The 19,702-nt window shown below is 47.9% G+C and carries 19 protein-coding genes; all 19 read left to right on the top strand.

Going from position 1 to position 19,702, the window contains the following annotated elements; translation table 11 throughout:
• Window positions 1-29 precede the first annotated feature (29 nt).
• Window positions 30-848, top strand: coding sequence for a F0F1 ATP synthase subunit A (atpB, locus tag MHB49_RS31275; protein ID WP_090903512.1), 819 nt, complete (start codon window positions 30-32; stop codon window positions 846-848).
• Window positions 849-924: 76 nt separating this feature from the next.
• Entirely contained in the window at window positions 925-1,149 is a 225-nt protein-coding gene (atpE, locus tag MHB49_RS31270; RefSeq protein ID WP_090903513.1) for a F0F1 ATP synthase subunit C, read from the top strand.
• Between the two features lie 115 nt (window positions 1,150-1,264).
• Window positions 1,265-1,753: a F0F1 ATP synthase subunit B gene (atpF, locus tag MHB49_RS31265; protein ID WP_063568355.1), complete on the top strand. Its 489-nt coding sequence runs from the start codon at window positions 1,265-1,267 to the stop codon at window positions 1,751-1,753.
• Window positions 1,750-2,298 (top strand): F0F1 ATP synthase subunit delta, encoded by a 549-nt coding sequence (locus tag MHB49_RS31260; protein WP_247899621.1) that lies wholly within the window; start codon window positions 1,750-1,752, stop codon window positions 2,296-2,298. The genes atpF and MHB49_RS31260 overlap by 4 nt, the downstream gene beginning before the upstream one ends.
• 16 nt (window positions 2,299-2,314) lie before the next feature.
• Window positions 2,315-3,829, top strand: coding sequence for a F0F1 ATP synthase subunit alpha (atpA, locus tag MHB49_RS31255; protein WP_247899620.1), 1,515 nt, complete (start codon window positions 2,315-2,317; stop codon window positions 3,827-3,829).
• A gap of 210 nt (window positions 3,830-4,039) precedes the next feature.
• Window positions 4,040-4,912 carry an ATP synthase F1 subunit gamma gene (atpG, locus tag MHB49_RS31250; protein ID WP_247899619.1) on the top strand — a complete coding sequence of 291 codons (873 nt, stop codon included), beginning with the start codon at window positions 4,040-4,042 and terminating at the stop codon, window positions 4,910-4,912.
• A gap of 94 nt (window positions 4,913-5,006) precedes the next feature.
• Window positions 5,007-6,410: a F0F1 ATP synthase subunit beta gene (gene atpD / locus MHB49_RS31245; protein ID WP_247899618.1), complete on the top strand. Its 1,404-nt coding sequence runs from the start codon at window positions 5,007-5,009 to the stop codon at window positions 6,408-6,410.
• 59 nt (window positions 6,411-6,469) lie between these two features.
• Window positions 6,470-6,874, top strand: a complete 405-nt coding sequence (locus tag MHB49_RS31240; protein ID WP_405154170.1) for a F0F1 ATP synthase subunit epsilon — start codon at window positions 6,470-6,472, stop codon at window positions 6,872-6,874.
• A 604-nt stretch (window positions 6,875-7,478) separates the two neighbouring features.
• The gene (locus MHB49_RS31235; protein ID WP_163758062.1) at window positions 7,479-7,736 is read left to right on the top strand and encodes a DUF1146 family protein; all 258 of its coding nucleotides are present in this window, start codon (window positions 7,479-7,481) and stop codon (window positions 7,734-7,736) included.
• Between the two features lie 521 nt (window positions 7,737-8,257).
• A complete protein-coding gene (murA, locus tag MHB49_RS31230; protein ID WP_405157278.1) occupies window positions 8,258-9,604 on the top strand; it encodes a UDP-N-acetylglucosamine 1-carboxyvinyltransferase in 1,347 nt (448 codons plus the stop codon).
• A 456-nt stretch (window positions 9,605-10,060) separates the two neighbouring features.
• Window positions 10,061-11,407, top strand: a complete 1,347-nt coding sequence (gene spoIID / locus MHB49_RS31225; protein WP_405154169.1) for a stage II sporulation protein D — start codon at window positions 10,061-10,063, stop codon at window positions 11,405-11,407.
• Window positions 11,408-11,993: 586 nt separating this feature from the next.
• Window positions 11,994-12,734, top strand: a complete 741-nt coding sequence (locus MHB49_RS31220) for a M23 family metallopeptidase (protein ID WP_110000743.1) — start codon at window positions 11,994-11,996, stop codon at window positions 12,732-12,734.
• A gap of 171 nt (window positions 12,735-12,905) precedes the next feature.
• A complete protein-coding gene (gene spoIIID, locus MHB49_RS31215; protein WP_024632710.1) occupies window positions 12,906-13,193 on the top strand; it encodes a sporulation transcriptional regulator SpoIIID in 288 nt (95 codons plus the stop codon).
• Window positions 13,194-13,412: 219 nt separating this feature from the next.
• The gene (locus tag MHB49_RS31210) at window positions 13,413-14,411 is read left to right on the top strand and encodes a rod shape-determining protein (protein ID WP_076287598.1); all 999 of its coding nucleotides are present in this window, start codon (window positions 13,413-13,415) and stop codon (window positions 14,409-14,411) included.
• Between the two features lie 103 nt (window positions 14,412-14,514).
• Window positions 14,515-15,399, top strand: coding sequence for a flagellar hook-basal body protein (locus MHB49_RS31205; RefSeq protein ID WP_405154168.1), 885 nt, complete (start codon window positions 14,515-14,517; stop codon window positions 15,397-15,399).
• Between the two features lie 414 nt (window positions 15,400-15,813).
• A complete protein-coding gene (locus MHB49_RS31200; RefSeq protein ID WP_405154167.1) occupies window positions 15,814-16,653 on the top strand; it encodes a flagellar hook-basal body protein in 840 nt (279 codons plus the stop codon).
• 12 nt (window positions 16,654-16,665) lie between these two features.
• Window positions 16,666-16,887: a DNA-directed RNA polymerase subunit beta gene (locus tag MHB49_RS31195; protein WP_301880107.1), complete on the top strand. Its 222-nt coding sequence runs from the start codon at window positions 16,666-16,668 to the stop codon at window positions 16,885-16,887.
• Window positions 16,888-17,378: 491 nt separating this feature from the next.
• The gene (gene fabZ, locus MHB49_RS31190) at window positions 17,379-17,810 is read left to right on the top strand and encodes a 3-hydroxyacyl-ACP dehydratase FabZ (protein WP_024632705.1); all 432 of its coding nucleotides are present in this window, start codon (window positions 17,379-17,381) and stop codon (window positions 17,808-17,810) included.
• Between the two features lie 57 nt (window positions 17,811-17,867).
• On the top strand, window positions 17,868-19,589 hold the full coding sequence (locus MHB49_RS31185; protein ID WP_405154166.1) for a phospho-sugar mutase: 1,722 nt from the start codon (window positions 17,868-17,870) through the stop codon (window positions 19,587-19,589).
• Window positions 19,590-19,702: the final 113 nt, after the last annotated feature.

The raw sequence follows: 19,702 nt of genomic DNA, 5'->3' as shown, positions 1-19,702 counted from the left end.
CTTTCGAATGAGAAAGGGGTGAGAAAAATATGCATGAATCTCCGATAATTAACCTGGGTGGGTTCCATCTGGATTTGTCTGTTCTGCTGATGCTGATCGTAACATCCGCCATTGTATTTATTGTTGCAAAACTGGCTACGCGGAACTTGTCGGTAGAAAATCCGGGCAAAATGCAAAACTTCCTGGAGTGGGCGATTGAGTTTGTACGCAACCTGATCTCGAGTACAATGGACATGAAGAAGGGGCAGCATTTCCTTACCTTGGCAACCACAATGATTATGTTTATCTTTGTGGGAAACATGTTGGGTCTCCCTTTGGGCGTAGTAACTGGGGCTACGGATGCAAGCCAAGCTGAAATCTTTGGCAAGCCGATCGTCTCGGTTCAAGAAGCGTTCCATGAAGCTCACGAGAAGGATCCTGAAGCTCATCCACATATCGAAGTTGCCTGGTGGAAATCACCTACGGCTGACCTTTCGGTAACCATGGGTCTTGCGTTGATTGCATTTGCTATCGCGCATGGATTGGGACTTTTCCGTAACACCAAAACGTATCTCAAGCATTATTTCCAACCACACTGGCTGTTCTTCCCAATCAACATTGTGGAGACGGCATCCAAATTGTTGACACACGGTATGCGTTTGTTCGCCAACATCTTTGCCGGTGAGGTTCTAATCTCCACGATTATGAAGCTTACCGCATTCAAATGGATTGGCGCAATTGCAGCAATTCCGCTGTTGACGGCGTGGCAGGGTTTCAGTATTTTCATCGGAGCCATACAGGCATTCGTATTTACGGTTTTGATGATGGTATACATATCACAAACCGTCGAGTCGCACGAGGAGCATTAAGATTCAAGTCCATTACGGTTAATCCTGTAGGGCTGAACTATAAAATTTGAACGAACATTCTAAGGAGGATATACAAATGGGAGCAATGGCATTATTGGCAGCAGCAATTGTTGCAGGATTGGGCGCACTTGGCGCAGGTATCGGTAACGGTTTGGTAATCAGCAAAACGGTGGAAGGTATTGCACGTCAACCGGAAGCAAAATCCACTCTTCAAACAACAATGTTTATCGGTGTAGGTTTGATCGAGGTATTGCCGATCATCGGTGTGGTACTCGCGTTCATTTTCTACGGAGCGGCTTAATAAAATCAGTGCAGGTTTGGCGGGGAAGGCCACAGCCATCCGCGCCTTCTTTTTAGGTAGCGTCCGTAAACGCGGAGTTGCGGCCTGAGGATACCTTCAGGAAGGAGTGAACAGATTGAATTTCGTATGGGAAAATACAGTTCTGGCGATTATAGCATTTGGTATTTTATATTGGCTGCTTAGCCGTTATGCATTTGGTCCACTTTTCTCCATTATGGAAAAACGTCGTGAGCTCGTATTGGCGCAAATGAATGAGGCTGCCCAAACGCGGGATCAGGCTATTGCCTATGTTGAGGAACAGAAGCAGGCTCTTGAAAAAGCGCGTAAAGATGCTTATGACATCATTGAACAATCCAAACAAACGGGCGGCAAACAGGCTGAAACGATTCTGGCAGATGCAAAAGCAGAAGCAAATCGTTTGAAAGACGATGCTGTGCGTGAGATTGAGAGCGAGAAAAACAAAGCGGTTGCAGCGCTTCGCAGCGAACTGGGTACAGCTTCCGTTCAAATCGCATCCAAGTTGATCAAAAAAGAAGTTGAGAACGGTCCTGCACAAGAGGAGCTTGTGAACCAATACCTCAATGAGGTAGGAGGCCGACAATGAGCCGCGATACGATTGTTGCTAAGCGTTATGCGAAAGCATTGTTTGAAGTTGCTCTTGGACAGAAGCAGGTGCTTGAAGTCGAACAAGAGCTGCGTACTGTTGTAACTGCCATCACAGGTGATGCGGAAATCGGTAAATTTATCGAGTCACCCAACATCTCTGAAGAGGCCAAACAGAACGTACTTCGCACAAGTCTTGACGGCAAGGTGTCTGAACCTGTTCTGAAAACCGTTTTGCTTTTGATTGAGCGTGGACGCGTTGAACTGCTGGAAGCTCTGCTGAATGATTATGTGAAGATCGAGGGCGAATCGCTCGGCATAGCCGATGCGCGCGTGTACTCGACTTATGCTTTGAATGATGAAGAACAAGAAGCGGTAGCCCGTGAATTCGGTGGCCGTGTAAATAAAAAGATCCGTATCGAGAACATTGTCGATCCGACTTTGCTGGGCGGATTGAAAGTTGCCATTGGCGATACGATCTATGACGGCAGCTTGGCTGGCAAGCTCGAACGTCTTGAGCAGTCTTTTAACAGACGAGTACAGTAGATTGGGGTGAGGACACTTGAGTATCAAACCAGAAGAAATCAGTACATTAATTAAGAGCCAGATCGAACAATACAAGAACGATATCGATGTAGTCGAAGTCGGGACGGTTATTGAGGTTGGTGACGGTATCGCTCGTGTCTACGGACTTGAGAATGTCATGTCCAACGAGTTGGTTGAATTCCCAAGCGGTGTTATGGGTCTCGCCATGAACGTGGAAGAAAGCAACGTCGGTGTCGTTATCCTGGGACCTTACTCGGACATCCGTGAAGGCGACCAAGTAAAACGTACCGGTCAAATCATGCAAGTGCCAGTTGGCGAAGCATTGATTGGACGCGTTGTGAATCCGCTCGGTATTCCTGTTGATGGCAAAGGGCCAATCGCTACAACAGAATTCCGTCCGGTTGAAGGTAAAGCACCAGGCGTAATGGATCGTAAATCGGTTCATGAGCCGATGCAAACAGGGATCAAAGCGATTGATGCAATGGTTCCAATCGGTCGTGGTCAACGTGAGTTGATCATCGGTGACCGTCAAACAGGTAAAACATCGATCGCGATCGATACCATCCTGAACCAAAAAGGCAGCGGCATGAAATGTATCTATGTTGCTATCGGTCAAAAACAGTCTACAGTTGCTCAAGTTGTGGAAACCCTTCGTCGTAAAGGCGCAATGGAATACACAATCGTTGTAACTGCGGCAGCATCCGACCCATCACCACTGTTGTACATTGCACCGTACTCCGGTTGTTCCATGGGTGAGTACTTTATGTACAAAGGTGAGCACGTACTGGTCATCTATGATGACTTGACCAAACAAGCGGCAGCATACCGTGAGCTTTCCTTGCTGCTTCGCCGTCCACCGGGCCGTGAGGCTTATCCGGGTGACGTCTTCTACCTGCACTCCCGTTTGCTGGAGCGCGCAGCGAAGCTGAATGATGAGCTTGGTGGTGGTTCTTTAACCGCACTGCCGTTCATTGAAACACAAGCTTCCGACGTATCTGCTTACATTCCGACGAACGTAATCTCCATTACGGACGGACAAATCTTCTTGGAAGCTGACTTGTTCAATGCTGGACAACGCCCGGCGATCAACGTAGGTATCTCCGTATCCCGTGTCGGTGGTTCTGCTCAGATCAAAGCAATGAAAAAGGTTGCAGGTTCCCTGCGTCTCGACCTTGCTCAATATCGTGAGCTTCAAGCGTTCTCCCAGTTCGGTTCCGATCTGGATAAAGCGACTCAGGCCCGCCTGAATCGTGGTGCGCGTATGATGGAAATCCTGAAGCAAGGTGTTAACCAGCCTCTGCCTGTAGAACAACAGGTAGTCAGCTTGTACACAGCGGTTAAAGGTTTCCTGGATGAGATTCCTACAGGTGATGTTACTCGTTTCGAGCGTGAGTTCCTCGCGTTCATGGAGAGCAGCCATCCGGAAATTCTAGGGTCCATCCGTGATACAAAAGAATTGACTGCAGACAATGAAAATGCACTGAAAGGTGCAATCGAGAAGTTCAGAAAGAGCTTCGCCGTCTCTGTCTAAATAGATGATTGCAGCTGCGGAGTTGTTTAACCGATTCCGCATGTCTGCATGTAAAACTTTGATCTATCAAAGTTTCAATGTGCTTACGAAGTAGTTTTGACTACGTCAAAACTGTGTTGATGCTTACGAAGTAACTTTGGCTCCGCCAAAGATTAAGTTTGGGCTTACGAAGTAGTTTTGACTACGTCAAAACTTGAAGGTGGTGAAATCATGGCAAAAGGCATGCGCGAAATAAAGCGGCAAATTAAAAGCGTACAAAGCACCAAGCAGATCACCAAAGCAATGGAGATGGTAGCTGCCGCAAAACTGCGTAAAGCGCAGGAAAAAGCGGAAGCAGCTCGTCCTTATTCGGAGAAGCTGAAAGAAGTTGTGGCAAGTATTGCAAAAAGCACGCAAGGAGTTCAGCATCCGATGCTGGAAAGTCGTCCGGTCAAAAAGACAGCTTATCTGGTTATTACATCGGACCGCGGTCTTGCGGGTGGTTACAATGCGAATATTTTGCGTCAGGTGAACCTGACACTCAAAGAAAAACACAACTCTCAGAATGACTACGAATTGTTCGTCATTGGACGTAAGGGACGCGATTATTTTAAACGGCGTGAAATGGCGATGACATCCACGATAACGGATCTTTCCGATTCGCCATCATTTGCAGATATCAAATCCATTGCACACGAAGCTGTGCAAGGATTTGAATTGGGTAAATTTGATGAGTTGTACATTTGTTATAACCGCTTTGTGAATGCGTTGACCCAGATTCCTACGGTGGAAAAACTTCTACCAATGGAAACACCTGAGGTAACTGCTGCAGAAGGACCGACTGCAAGCTACGAGTATGAGCCGTCTCCTGAAGCTGTACTGGAGGTTTTGCTTCCGCGTTATGCGGAAACGCTGATCTATGGTGCACTTCTGAACGGTAAAGCGAGTGAGCTGGGCGCGAAAATGACGGCCATGGGTAATGCAACCAAAAATGCATCCAAACTCATTAATGACTTGTCATTGACCTATAACCGTGCCCGTCAAGCGGCGATTACGCAGGAGATTACGGAAATTGTGGCAGGTGCCAACGCAGCACAAAGCTAACCGTTTTTTATTAATGAAGGCTTGCAGAGCAAAGATAAACGAACGGTACATTATTTTTGCAAAAGTAGCAGGCTTGTAGGAGGGGAACGTTAAGATGAACAAAGGACGCGTTGTGAGCATCATGGGTCCGGTTGTTGACGTCGAGTTTGATCGCGGCGGTCTGCCGGAAATCCTCAATGCCATTACGATCACTACAGTGAGCGAAAGCGGCGTGAGTGTTAATCTGACACTCGAAGCTTCGAAACATCTGGGTGACAACCGGGTACGTTGTATCGCGATGTCCTCCACGGACGGACTCGTTCGTGGTATGGAAGCCGTAGATACAGGAGCTCCAATCTCTGTACCTGTTGGGGAAGCGACACTGGGTCGTGTATTTAACGTACTCGGCGAAGCCATTGATACTGGCGGCACTGTAGCTGCTGCACATAAAAATCCGATTCACCGCTCGGCTCCTGCATTTGATGAACTGACTACCCAGGCTGAAATGCTGGAGACAGGAATCAAAGTTATCGACTTGTTGGCTCCTTACGCCAAAGGTGGTAAAATCGGTCTCTTCGGTGGTGCCGGTGTAGGTAAAACCGTAACGATTCAGGAATTGATCAACAACATCGCACAAGAACACGGTGGTATCTCCGTATTCGCGGGTGTTGGTGAGCGTACACGTGAAGGTAATGACTTGTATCACGAGATGAGTGATTCCGGCGTTATCAACAAAACAGCGATGGTCTTCGGACAAATGAACGAGCCTCCAGGCGCACGTCTTCGTGTAGCCCTCACAGGTCTGACTATGGCGGAATATTTCCGTGATGAAGAAGGCCGTGACGTGTTGCTCTTTATCGATAACATCTTCCGTTTCACCCAAGCAGGTTCAGAAGTATCTGCCTTGCTCGGACGTATGCCTTCCGCGGTAGGTTACCAACCAACGCTGGCAACGGAAATGGGTCAACTGCAAGAACGTATCACTTCGACCAAAAAAGGTTCCGTAACATCCATCCAGGCCATCTACGTGCCTGCGGATGACTATACTGACCCTGCTCCAGCAACGACGTTTGCCCACTTGGATGCAACGACGAACCTGGAACGTAAAATTTCCGAGATGGGTATCTACCCTGCGGTAGATCCGCTGGCATCCAGCTCCCGGATCTTGTCCCCTGAAGTTGTAGGCGAAGAGCATTACAACGTAGCTCAAGGCGTTAAACGTATCTTGGCACGTTATAATGAACTGCAGGATATTATTGCGATTCTGGGTATGGACGAGCTGAGTGAGGAAGACAGAGCGCTCGTTTACCGTGCTCGTAAAATTCAACGTTTCTTGTCCCAGCCATTCCACGTTGCTGAAGAATTTAACGGTATTCCGGGTAAATACGTTCCGGTTAAAGAAACGGTGCGCAGCTTTAAAGAAATTCTCGAAGGCAAGCACGACGATCTTCCGGAAGCAGCTTTCCTCTTTGTGGGTACAATTGAAGAGGCAGTGGAAAAAGCCAAAACACTGGTATAATCTGAATCCAGGATTGTCCTTATGAAGCGAGCTATCGGATAGTTTCAGGAGGGATGGAATTGAGCACCTTTTTGTTGGAAATTGTAACGCCTGAACGTTTGGTATTTACAGAGCAAGTGGATAGTATCATCGTTCGCGGTGTTGAAGGGGAACTGGGTATTATGCCAGGTCACATCCCTATGGTTACACCATTGCAGATCGCACCGATTATTATCAAAAACGGAAAAGAGAACAAGCAGGTCGCTATTGGCGGCGGGTTTATCGAAGTCCGTAAAGATAAGGTTGTTGTCCTCGCAGAAAGTGCCGAATTCCCGGAAAATATCGATGTGGACCGTGCGCGTGCGGCGAAAGAGCGGGCAGAACGCCGTCTCAGCAGCCAAAGCAATCAGGACCATTTTGATCACCGCCGGGCAGAGATTGCTCTGCAAAAAGCGGTTAACCGGATCAATGTATACGGCAAATAAACGATTCATTGGAGCCTGGCGGCTTTGTCTGCCGGGCTTTTTTGAGTTTTCAGAGCGTTATTTTCCCCAATTTACAGTAGAATTTTTGAGCATTTTCTTCGGTTGAACCCCTTAATTTAACGGTAAATAAAGTTAATTGTATTCACCGTTTATGGGCAGTTGAATAGAATGTAGGACTAAAGTCGTGGCGAATATGACCACTGGAGGAACCATTTTTACTGACGGAAATCCAAATTATTTCCGAGGAAATGACAGGATCGATATCGAAATAACGCTCTTTTATGTCGTTTTAGTCACAAAATCCCGGTATTTTGAATTTAAAATAATATCAAAGTGGAAATCAATGTAATTGACAATGTATGATGAAAGAGCCTATATTCCATAGAGTCAGCAGATGCAGGAAGCTGCGTAGATGAATTCCATTGTCATTCACAGCCAGATTGTTGCTGCTCCGTGATTGGGCACCAGATTTCCTGCACAGCAGGAGTAAGTCCGACAGTAAGCTCAGTGTGTTGTGTTCAAATCATCCCAGTGCTCTAACAAGTTTATGGGTGCCAGGCATAATTATGCTGATCGCTGCAACAAATGTGGAGGTAATGAATATATGGATACTGACCTGACAAATCAGTTGAACCAGACATTAAGTACGAATGGCTTAGTTTCGATTATCGTCTCTCTTTTATGTATAGCGTTGTCTTGGTGGGCTTTACAGAATCTCAAGCTGGATTTAATCATCAGACAGCCGAGAGGAGCACAGGGAAGACTGTTACATTTACTGTTGGCCATTATACTGGGGCATGCTGTCTCAGGCTTTGTCATTGACTATATGTCATGGACACAAATGTTGCGCCATTTGTTTTAATGTTGAGACGGTTGGTTAATCATCTGTTAGGTTCTTCGAGCCGTTCAATGTCGAATAACATCGATTAATTGTGTTAACAATTAGAGTATGAGTTGTCGGCAAAGGAATTAAGAAAAAAGTGTGACGTAAAAGTGAATGGATTTGAGATGTTTTATGTAAAAATGCTTGTATCGTACAATTCAACAATGTTATGATGGAAGTTAGGGAATTCACAATTTTTCATTTATTTTGTGGTTATAAACGGGATATCCGGTTAAATCCGGCTAATAATCATCCCAATCTGTCTGTTCAGATGTTTGCTGGCCTGTAAGGCGTTACATTTACAAGTCGGAGGGCATCATGCAGCGTACGTGGTATCATCGATATGGATCATAAACCAATTCTTTTCTGAATAGACATCAAGGGCATTATTTGCCAGGTTATGTCGAAATTCCACACACAACAACAGTCCTTTCTATTCACAGAGGGGCTTACGTATTCCGGAATGAAGAAAAGGGAATAAAAGCGCGGAGGGAACCATGATGAGCAAATTTATCGTCCGCGGTGGCAAAAGGTTGACCGGAAGTGTCAAAGTTAGCGGCGCTAAAAATTCTGTTCTTCCGATCATCGCTGCCTCTCTCTTAGGGGAAGAAGGACAAAGCGTTATTATTGACGCGCCTCCTCTAGACGATGTGATGACGATTAACAAAGTGTTGGAATCGCTGGGAGCGGGTGTTACATACCGGGACGAAGTGATTACCGTAAATGCGGAGAAACTTACTTCCTGTGAGGCACCGTATGAATGGGTAAGTAAAATGCGGGCGTCTTTTCTGGTCATGGGGCCATTGTTGACGCGTATGGGTCATACAAGAATTTCGCTTCCTGGTGGATGTGCCATCGGTACACGGCCTATTGATCAGCATTTGAAAGGTTTTGAAGCCATGGGCGCTGAAATCAGCTTGGGCCAAGGCTATATAGAAGCTCGCAGCCAAGGGCGGTTGCGTGGCGCGAAAATTTATCTGGATGTGGCTTCCGTAGGTGCCACTCAAAATATTATGATGGCTGCAACATTGGCTGAAGGGGTAACTGTTCTGGAGAATGCGGCAAAAGAACCGGAAATCGTGGATCTGGCCAATTTCCTCAACGGCATGGGCGCCAAAGTACGGGGTGCCGGAACAGGAGTCATCCGCATCGAAGGTGTGGAGAAACTATCTGGCGTGAAGCATACAGTCATTCCTGACCGGGTTGAAGCAGGTACCTATATGGCTGCTGCTGCAATTTCCGGTGGTGATGTGTATATCGAAGGCGCAATTTCCGACCATTTGGGTTCTGTTATTGCGAAGATGGAAGAGATGGGTGTAACCATTCATCCTGATGAGAATGGCGTTCGCGTTATTGCGGATCGTCCGCTCAAGGCAGTGGATGTGAAAACATTACCATACCCAGGTTTCCCTACCGATATGCAATCCCAAATGATGGCGCTCCTGCTTGCCTCTGAGGGAACCTCTGTTGTAACAGAGACTGTTTTTGAAAATCGCTTCATGCATGTGGATGAATTCCAGTTGATGAATGCGGAGATCAAAGTTGAGGGACGTTCGTCCATCATCACGGGCAATGCCAAGCTGAAGGGTGCCAAAGTAACAGCTACCGATTTGCGTGCGGGTGCCGCACTTATTATCGCGGGTCTTGTTGCTGAAGGTACTACGGAAGTGGGCGGTGTTCATCACATCGACCGTGGCTACGTCCATCTTGCTGAGAAGCTTAACGGACTTGGAGCCGATATTTATCGTATTTCGGTTGAAGAGCCTAAGCTGGATGCAGTGAAAGCATCGAATGAAAAAGCCGGGGAAGAAGTACCGCTGTTCAAAGTACAACCGACTTGGGCATAACCTCGAATGGGACAATGGACGGTGCTCTATAGTATAAAACGCACATCAGTGTGAATTGCGGATACAAGAGCACGCTGTCATGTAATTCAAGATCAAAAGCTAAGCCATCTGGCTTGGCTTTTTTTGTATTCAACGATTTACTGAATCAGTACCTGATTCTATTAATAGCTGGTCCTAACTTATATAGCATATCAGCGTATTCTGTACCAATTCTGAACAGAATGAAAGAGCATGCTTTTTGAGGGAGGGATGGCACCTTATGGAGTAGACTCGGCGACATATCAGCGTTTTTCATTAATACATAGCAGAAGCAAGGTAGAGATCGCCCCAGTATGAATGCCTTCGTTTCTCTTAAATTAGGTTCTATCAGATCCACTAAGCTCATACCCTAAACTATGGATTTGAACAAAAGGACCGGCGCTTGACCGGCCATGGACAACGGAGGGTTATATTAAAATGAAAGAAGCCCGTGTGCAGGTTAAGGTACCTCTTGTCCCTCGTCCACTAGTGAAGGAGCCAGAAGAGGTCACTGGTTTTGGTGTGGAAAAAGACAAGCTATCTTCAACGAACATTAGAACTGTTCCAGATGAACCCATAAGAACATCTCCTGGACGGCCTGGCTCCAATCAGGAGTCAGCTCAAAGCACTGCGGCACGTATACACATACCTGTCATTGAATTAGACCAGTTTCGTCGTGTGAAGCGCCGCCGAATGCGTACGTTCGGCCGAGGGCGCAGATGGGGCAAGAAGAGCACTCGTTGGCAGCCTGCAGCGGCTGTATCCTCAGTACTGGCGCTTGCCTTGCTGATCCCAGCCATTCTGGTCTGGCCGCGTACGGATGATCCTGTCAAACCGATCCCTGTCCCTCCAGGTACAGGCAGTGTAACGACCCCTGCACCTTCTCCAGCTGTACCTGTTACCTACCCTGAACCTCAAGTAAGGGTGTACCTGTCTGCAAGCGGTACAACGATGAATCTTCCCCTTGAAGATTATGTTACCGGAGTAGTTGCTGCCGAAATGCCGGCTGAGTTCAGATTGGAGGCCCTGAAAGCACAAGCCATTGCTGCAAGGACATTTATTGTAAGGAGACTGGCAGCCAACGATACAAGTGGCATACCTTCAGGAGAAGCCGATGTAACGGATACGGTAAGTCATCAGGTATTTATACCACCGGAACAAGTAAAAGCGGACTGGACGCGTCTGGGGAAAGCGAAGGAATGGGAGAAGCTGCAGCAGGCTGTCCGCGAAAGCAAGGATGCCGTCATGACATATCAAGGCAAAGCGATTACCGCATCCTTTTTCTCTACAAGTAATGGATATACGGAGAATGCTGAGGATGTATGGGGGAACGCGGTTCCTTATCTGAAAAGTGTAGATAGCCCCTGGGACAAAAGTCTGGCTCCGGGCTTTAAGGAAACCATCACGTTGAAACGCAGTGAGATTCTCCAAAAGTTGAATCTGGGGGCGAATGCCATCCCTGTAAGTGCGCAGCAGAGCGGTGGCTGGATGGAAGTATTGTCAACTACACAAGGCCATCGAATCAAGGAGATGCAGATTGCTGGTAAAACGTTTAGTGGGCCGGAGGTTCGAAAGCTGCTTGGGCTGAGATCCAGCCAGTTCAGCTGGAAGACTGATGGAGATGAGGTTCAGATTACAACGTATGGATACGGTCACGGAGTCGGCATGAGCCAGTGGGGAGCCAACGGCATGGCACAAGAGGGTCACACCGCAACCCAGATTCTCAAACACTACTATACCGGTATCTCCTTTGGACAGGCATCCAAGATGCTGGCATCGAAGTAGTAGGGGAGATAAGTACTTATGGATAAATGGGAATTAACTCGAATGGATATAAATGCGTGTGTGAATATTTCATTATCTAATCAATCATGATGATAGATGGAACAGTCATTAGTGGCGTGCATCGCCAATCTCTAATCTCACATCTCGCTTTAACGAGCATAGAGCACCTTAAATCTGCATTTTCTAGTCACATCCTACATCATTTCGCTCTCAGCCGATAAATGCACTTCATAGAAGGATTGGCATCTACAGCCAATCCAGGCTTTACTACCATCCCCCATTCGGGAGCTTTCGAGATTCGGCTATATATGCCATAGAGTGCTAGCGTATGGGGAGCGCAGGGGACAGAAAAGGCCTGTAGAAGCGTAAGCGTCCGCCTTTACTCCCGGATTTCACCTTTGAAGAAGGTGATAGAAGAAATCTGGGAGTAACAGCCGGTCGAAAGGTTTTCTGGCCCCGAAGCGGCGCACACACTAAGCACATCCCCCGCATATATAGCACTCTTTGAAAGTTCCGTGAAAATAATTAGAGTCGCGCGTGTATAAAAGAGTTGCACCCGGTAACACTTGTTACTGAGGTGATCAAGATGAATGAACAAAACAAGAAAACAGTCCAAGAAGAAACTCCTAAAACAACTCAAGGAGTACCGGCTAGCCAGCCCTCTTCATGGAAAAGAGCAATGTCCAAACGCTGGGTCTTCCCGGCAGCCTACATCGCAGCAGCAGGCATTATACTAACCTTAGTGTGGGTCTATCAGGGCACAGGCGACAAAACGCTGAACTCGGACCCTGCTAACGGGGTAGTAGAAACAGGTGCATCGGCGGGTACAGAAGGAACAGCGGTTAACGGAGAACAGGAAAGTGTGGAAGTTGTTGCAAAGTCGGAGAATTTTGTATGGCCGGTAGCGGTGCCGTCCGAAATTTCGGTAGTCAAACCTTTCTATGACAACGAAGCTTCAACCGAGGAACATGAAGCAGCGATGGTGCAGTACAATGACACATTTATTCCGAACACGGGTGTAGACTTGGCACGCGGTGATAACAAAACGTTCGAAGTCAAAGCAGCCCTCGGCGGCAAAGTGACCCGCGTTGAACAAAACCCGCTGACAGGTCAGGTTGTGGAAATCACACATAGTGATAACCTCAAAACCGTATACCAAAGTCTGGCTGACGTTAAAGTAAAACAGGATGATGAAGTGAAGCAAGGAGATGCAATTGCATCAGCTGGCGTTAACGAACTTGAAAAAACGCTGGGCAACCACCTTCACTTTGAAGTTTACGAAGACGGACAACCGGTTAACCCGCAAGGATATCTTCCGGAAAAATAAATGATTTTTACCGCAGCAACATGACGGGCAGAGGGAAATCTCCTCTGCTCTTTTTGTGCTTTTCAGAAAATAATGGGACCTTCGAAGCTTGTCACACCTTTAAACCGCGAATATATAGGCATGCTCCTCATATAATGTACCAAACTATCCACACAGTAGGGAGGCGGGAGCGTGCACGATTACATCAAGGAACGGACCATCAAAATTGGTCGCTGCATTGTAGAGACGAGGAATACGGTCCGTACCATAGCCAAGGAATTCGGCGTGTCAAAGAGTACTGTGCATAAGGATCTGACGGAGCGTCTGCCGGAAATTAACCCTGATCTTGCTGACCAGGTGAAACACATTCTGGAGTATCACAAGTCCATCCGTCATTTGCGGGGCGGTGAAGCGACCAAAATTAAATACAAAAAAACAAGTGGTAAAAAACGCGAGGTGCTGGCTTCCGCTAAATCGTAGGGACCTGCGGAAAGACGTAGGCCAAAAAGCTCACACATGCATTGAATCCCTCCCCTGAAGTATGATATGTTAAAAGCTGGTACAGGATCGAATTATGACATCTTATCAGCCCGATTTTTACATATATATGTTGCACTTTGTCGAACGAGCGGTGACGTGATAAGGGACTCTTTTTCACAGGATACGCTGACCAAATAATATCACTTTGGGGGCTCTTTTATGTTTAGCAAGGATATCGGTATTGATCTTGGCACGGCGAACGTGCTTATTCACGTGAAAGGAAGTGGGGTTGTCCTCGATGAACCTTCCGTCGTGACCATTGAAAGCGATACGAAGCGGGTCCTTGCTGTTGGGGAAGAAGCGCGTCGTATGGTGGGGCGTACTCCAGGTAACATTGTTGCCATTAGACCGCTGCGTGACGGTGTTATTGCGGACTTCGAGATTACGGAAGCAATGCTTAGACATTTCATTAATCGTGTGGGGGCAAGAAGCTGGTACAGCCACCCGCGTATTCTGATCTGTGCACCAACCAACATTACTTCCGTGGAGCAGAAGGCTATCCGTGAAGCTGCTGAGCGCAGCGGTGCCAAAGAAGTATTTCTGGAAGAAGAGCCGAAAGCGGCAGCGATCGGTGCGGGAATGGATATTTTTCAGCCGAGCGGCAATATGGTCGTGGATATCGGCGGCGGAACGACTGACGTTGCAGTCCTGTCTATGGGCGACGTAGTCACCGCCTCTTCTATTAAAGTCGCAGGGGACAAGTTCGACGAAGCAATTATCAAGTTTATCAAAGCCAAATACAAGCTCATGATTGGTGAACGTACAGCCGAAGATCTCAAGATTGCGATTGGTTCCGTGCATCCGGGCGGGCGTCAGACGGAGATGGACATTCGTGGTCGGGATATGGTATCCGGTCTGCCTGTTACCGTAACGGTGTCGGGGAATGAAGTGCAGGAGGCGCTATGGGATTCCGTGCAATCCATCATCGTTGCAGCCAAGTCGGTATTGGAGCGGACGCCACCGGAATTGTCGGCGGACATTATTGATCGAGGTGTCGTGTTGACAGGGGGAGGCGCTTTGCTGAACGGACTGGACGAACTGTTGTCCAATGAACTGCATGTACCGGTATGGGTTGCAGAGGATCCGATGCATTGTGTCGTGAAGGGAACAGGCATTATGCTGAATAATTTGGACCAGGTAGTTAAGAAAAAGTTCTAATCTGCCGATATAAAAAGCAAAGGTTCGCCCAAGCTCGGGAAGCAGAACGGACAAGCAGCCATCCTGCAATGCAGGACAAGCGCTTGAGGAGAGGGGTTAATACATGTTAAGAGGTCTGTACACCGCTACCGCGGGAATGATTACGCAGCAACGCCGCCATGACACTGCAACACAGAATATCGTAAATATGAACACAACGGGATATAAACAAGTGAACAGCGTAAGCCGTTCTTTCCCGGAAATGCTCATTACTTTGGTAGGCGGAGATGCCAATGTTCCAACGAAGCGGCTGGGCAAGCTGAACACAGGTGTGTTCGCAGAGGAAAGTTTGTCCATGAATTTGCAGGGAACCATTATGGAAACTGGGCAAAAGAGTGATTTTGCCATTTCGTCCAATCTGGCCGTGAATGATCCACAGACAGGACAACCTGTCCCATTTGACGGCTCGGGCAAATTTGTACGGGCTGATGGCACGGTAACCTACCAGCCTCAGGCGTATTTTACAGTACAGGATGCAGCGGGCAACACAAGATATACACGTGATGGCCACTTCGAGGTTACAGGAACTGGACAGCTGCTCAGTTCAACAGGTTCACAGGTTCTGGATAATAATGGACGACCTGTTGTGTTGACAGGCTCGGTCGACCAATTTAAAGTGGATGATCAAGGACGTCTTGTCAATGCAGAGACTGGCGCACCGACAGGTGTTACATTGGGAATCAGTGTCATCGATCAGCCCAACCAACTGGTACGCCAAGGCGATGGTAATTTCAGCCTGAATGATCAGAACGGAGCAACGGCTCGTATGCTGGCTGCAGGTGATAATGTGCAAATCCGTCAGGGCTACCTGGAAGGTTCGAATGTGGATGCTTCACAGGCAACTGTAGATATGAACGCAGCATTCCGTGCATATGAAGCGAACCAGAAGGTCGTACAATTCTACGACCGCAGTCTGGATAAAGCCGTCAATGAAGTTGGGCGTGTATAACGCCAACGTATAATATAGCCGTGTAGCGGAGAGCCAAACGCCCTTTGCGAAGCAAAGCAGAGAGGTTCACGCGGAGCGCAAGCCTAAACGCAACCGAGCTTATGCGAGGATTGCGGAGCATTACCTCAAGCGCAGCGACGGTCTCGACAGCCCTTTGCGAAGCAAAGCAGGGAGAGACCACGCGGAGCTACCCGCCGCACAAAGAGCGTGCCCAGCTAATATTCAGCCATGTGGGAACCATGGCGTAAATATTAGCTGGGCAGTCGCGGCGCACACACACCACCGTCACTTAGCAAGATCGTACCCCACGCACCCTCTCCGCCTGTTTTCGGGAGTCCAGAGGGCAGCGCCATCTGGGGCCCTCCCTACCAGGGAGGGTTTGGGAGGGTAGAACCAGGGGAGGGTAAACACCGAATGAATAATTCCATGATTAGTGCAATGGTCTCCATGACCGGAATACAGCAGCGTCTGGATGTCATTTCCGATAATATTGCCAACGTGAATACGGCAGGCTATAAGAGTAAGCAAGCAGCTTTCGAGGATGTGCTGACCCGAGTGCAGCAGCAGCCGGACAAGTACAAGCTGGATGGACGCTCGACTCCGATGGGTTACAACCTCGGATTTGGCGCGCGTTTGGCTGATGTGACGAAGGATATGTCTCAGGGTTCGTTCAATGAGACAGGCAATCCAACAGATCTGGCCATTGAAGGTAATGCGATGTTTGCCGTAGAAGCAAATGGTGAGAAAATGTGGACGCGTCAGGGTGCATTCCATTTTATCCCTGACACGAGACCCAAAACGAATCCCAATGCACCAGACATGATGGTATTGGTCAATGGCGAAGGCCACTTTGCATTGGATCGTCAGGGCAATCGCATTACGGCACCGAATAACAGCAAAGTAGCTTTTGATGAAAAAGGCAATCTGTTGATCCGTCGCGGAAATGCGGCTAATGCAACAATTGGAGCCCAACTGCAGCTCGTAGATATCGAACGCCCGGAGGGGCTTGTGCAGTATGCAGATAACCTGTTTGGTCTGGGTGCCGGTCTGACTGAGAATGATGTATTTGGAGCCAACGCAGCTACACGTGAAGCCACTGCCATGATTCGTACCGGTTACCTGGAGCAATCCAATGTGGATTTGACACAGGAGATGGCTTTGCTGATGCAAGGACAGCGGACTTACCAATTGGCGGCACGTGCGCTGACATCCAGTGATTCCATGGCGGGTCTTGCCAACAATATGAGAGCATAAAAGGTGAATGTGATGACAGATACACAGCAGCAGAACAGCAAGCCGGATAAGACGAAAGTCAAGAAGAAGAGTGGATGGCGCATCGCGAGATGGTTTTTGGTTCCGGTCCTGCTTGTTCTTGCCCTCGCTGGCGGATTGGTGGCTGGCTACGTGGTACTGGGCAAACAGGATATCGGTTCCGTATTGCAGTGGAGTACATGGGAACATGTATATGATCTGGTGTTCGCTCCGTAGATAAACGATATATGCGATATGCGAAAACTCCTGCACAGGCAGGAGTTTTCTTTTTGGCGTTGAAAACAGTATAATGATGGATGACGTTTGACGTCAAAAGAGGCCTCCCCTGCGAAAGACATTCGTCATCGCGAAGAGAGACCCCTTATCTCAACCTTCACTACTGCAGTCATGAAGGATATAACTAGTGTTAACCGAAAATATGTTTTTCATACAAAATTAAAAATTAAAAACCCTTTTATATGAGGTTTTGACTTTGTCATGTTGAGGTTGACCTTGCAGCACGGAAGTAAGTGGAGGGAACGGAAACGTTCAGAAGAAGCGAAGCGCTCGCCTTTGTCACCGAATTTAGACCTCTTTGAGGTTGATCAAAAAAATTCGGGGACAACAGCGATCAGAAGGACGATCCGTAACCGTAACGACATCGTAGCGATAAGAGTCAATCCATGATGAAAAGTTCTCATATAAACATCCCGAGAGGAGATTACACTGTGCTCGATATCAAACAGATTCAAGAAATTATTCCGCACCGTCCCCCGTTTCTGCTGGTGGACAAGATTGTAGAGTTAGAGGATGGCAAACGTGCCGTTGGATTAAAAAATGTAACCATTAATGAACCTTTCTTCATTGGTCATTTTCCAGAGTATCCGGTTATGCCAGGAGTATTGATTACAGAAGCACTTGCACAGGTTGGTGCTGTAGCCATTCTTAATCTGGAAGGCAACAAAGGTAAAATCGGCTTTTTGGCGGGACTGGACAACTTCCGATTCCGTGGGCAAGTTGTGCCTGGAGATACATTGATGCTGGAAGTGGAGATTACACGCCTCAAAGGTTCAATTGGTAAAGGCAAAGCTACAGCCAGAGTGGGCGACAAAGTGGTAGCTGAAGGCGAGATCATGTTTGCACTGTCTGACCCAAGCTAAATATTGTTTAGTTCAGTACTTGATTGAATTTTATATAGAAGGAAGGGGCTTGCAGGAATGGAACAGTTAAGCACAGCAGCAGCACAAACATTGCAGCAGTGGTTGGAGGATGCTTCGATTGATGAAGCGACGAAACAGGAGCTTCGTGATTTGCAGGATCAGCCGAAAGAGCTGGAGGATCGGTTTTACAGAAATCTGGAGTTTGGTACTGGTGGACTGCGTGGTGTGATCGGAGCGGGAAGCAACCGGATGAACCGTTATACCGTGGGTCGTGCAACACAAGGCTTTGCGCGTTATTTGCTGGAGCAGCATGGCGACAAAGAAGGTAAACCTTCTGTAGTGATCGCGCATGATTCCCGTCATTTCTCACCTGAATTCACATTGGATGCGGCCCTGGTTCTGGCTGGGAATGGCATTGTGGCTAAGCTGTTTACTTCCCTGCGTCCTACGCCTCAGCTTTCCTTCAGTGTACGTCATCTGCAAGCAACCGGTGGTATTGTGGTGACCGCGAGTCATAATCCACCTGAATACAATGGCTACAAAGTGTACAACCACGAGGGTGGCCAACTGGTACCACATGAAGCGGAGAAAGTCATTCAATACATTCAGGAAGTTCCATCCCTCGCAGATGTGAAAAAGCTGACGCAAGAAGAAGCCGAAGCCCAAGGATTGCTCGTATGGCTTGGGGAAGAGGAAGATCAGGCATTTGTTGATACAGTTGCCAGCCTGAGTCTCAGTCGTGATCTGATTCAATCCGGCGTTGGCCGTGATTTCAAAATCGTATTTACTCCACTGCACGGAACAGGAAATGTGCCTGTACGCCGTGTGTTGGAACAGATCGGTTTTGAGCAGGTTCACATTGTGTCAGAACAAGAACAACCTGATGCTGAATTCTCCACAGTGAAATCCCCTAACCCGGAAGAGCGCGAAGCATTCACACTTGCAATGAAGCTGGGTGAATCCGTGGGTGCGGATATTCTGATCGGTACAGATCCGGATGCAGACCGCATGGGTGCGGTAGTGAAAAACAATGATGGCAAGTATTTCGTACTATCTGGTAACCAATCCGGAGCTATCATGGTGCATTATGTGTTGAGCCGCTTGCAAGAGACAGGCAAACTGCCGAAAAATAGCGCGGTTATCAAAACGATTGTAACAAGCGAGATGGGCGCGGTCATTGCCGAGCATTACGGTGCAGAAGTGATGAACACCCTGACAGGCTTTAAATATATCGGTGAAAAAATGAACCAGTTCGAAGCAACCGGCAGTCACACGTTCTTGTTCGGTTATGAGGAAAGTTATGGTTACCTGGCAGGCAGCTACGCACGTGACAAGGATGCAGTTCTGGCGGCAATGCTGATTGCTGAAGCAGCTGCTTATTATAAGAACCAAGGCAAAACGCTCTATGATGTCCTGCAGGGGCTGTACAGCCAATTCGGATATTTCCTGGAGAAGCTGGAGTCACGTACGCTCAAAGGCAAGGATGGCGTAGCTCAGATTCAGGCGAAAATGACCGACTGGCGTTCTAATCCGCCACAAGAAGTAGCCGGCATCGCTGTACAAGATGTGCTGGATTACTCCCTTGGCTTGGATGGCTTGCCGAAAGAGAATGTTCTGAAATTTATTTTGGCAGACGGATCATGGTTCTGCCTACGTCCTTCGGGAACAGAACCGAAGATCAAAGTATACTTCGCCGTGCGTGGAGAGAACTTGGAAGACGCCGAAAGCCGTATCGAACGTTTGGCTACTACGGTAATGACGCGTGTAGACGCACAATAAATACGAATGCAGTACTGAGCAAGAACATGAGAAAGCCTCTCCGCACCGTAAGGTTGGTTGGCGGAGGGGCTTTTCTTTTAGGTAAAAGGGTGAATTCCTACGTCTATTTTGGA

This window comes from Paenibacillus sp. FSL K6-0108, from assembly GCF_045040695.1.
In the GTDB taxonomy this organism is placed as follows: domain Bacteria; phylum Bacillota; class Bacilli; order Paenibacillales; family Paenibacillaceae; genus Paenibacillus; species Paenibacillus pabuli_B.
This window is presented reverse-complemented; position numbering and strand designations above follow the sequence as displayed.

What these genes read in the sequence shown, in the direction of transcription:
- atpB (WP_090903512.1), top strand. Translation starts at nt 30, where the DNA reads ATGCATGAATCTCCGATAATTAACCTGGGTGGGTTCCATCTGGATTTG.
- MHB49_RS31185 (WP_405154166.1), top strand. Translation starts at nt 17,868, where the DNA reads ATGGAACAGTTAAGCACAGCAGCAGCACAAACATTGCAGCAGTGGTTG.
- atpD (WP_247899618.1), top strand. Translation starts at nt 5,007, where the DNA reads ATGAACAAAGGACGCGTTGTGAGCATCATGGGTCCGGTTGTTGACGTC.
- MHB49_RS31195 (WP_301880107.1), top strand. Translation starts at nt 16,666, where the DNA reads ATGACAGATACACAGCAGCAGAACAGCAAGCCGGATAAGACGAAAGTC.
- atpE (WP_090903513.1), top strand. Translation starts at nt 925, where the DNA reads ATGGGAGCAATGGCATTATTGGCAGCAGCAATTGTTGCAGGATTGGGC.
- MHB49_RS31200 (WP_405154167.1), top strand. Translation starts at nt 15,814, where the DNA reads ATGAATAATTCCATGATTAGTGCAATGGTCTCCATGACCGGAATACAG.
- murA (WP_405157278.1), top strand. Translation starts at nt 8,258, where the DNA reads ATGAGCAAATTTATCGTCCGCGGTGGCAAAAGGTTGACCGGAAGTGTC.
- spoIID (WP_405154169.1), top strand. Translation starts at nt 10,061, where the DNA reads ATGAAAGAAGCCCGTGTGCAGGTTAAGGTACCTCTTGTCCCTCGTCCA.
- atpG (WP_247899619.1), top strand. Translation starts at nt 4,040, where the DNA reads ATGGCAAAAGGCATGCGCGAAATAAAGCGGCAAATTAAAAGCGTACAA.
- MHB49_RS31260 (WP_247899621.1), top strand. Translation starts at nt 1,750, where the DNA reads ATGAGCCGCGATACGATTGTTGCTAAGCGTTATGCGAAAGCATTGTTT.
- MHB49_RS31210 (WP_076287598.1), top strand. Translation starts at nt 13,413, where the DNA reads ATGTTTAGCAAGGATATCGGTATTGATCTTGGCACGGCGAACGTGCTT.
- MHB49_RS31235 (WP_163758062.1), top strand. Translation starts at nt 7,479, where the DNA reads ATGGATACTGACCTGACAAATCAGTTGAACCAGACATTAAGTACGAAT.
- MHB49_RS31205 (WP_405154168.1), top strand. Translation starts at nt 14,515, where the DNA reads ATGTTAAGAGGTCTGTACACCGCTACCGCGGGAATGATTACGCAGCAA.
- MHB49_RS31220 (WP_110000743.1), top strand. Translation starts at nt 11,994, where the DNA reads ATGAATGAACAAAACAAGAAAACAGTCCAAGAAGAAACTCCTAAAACA.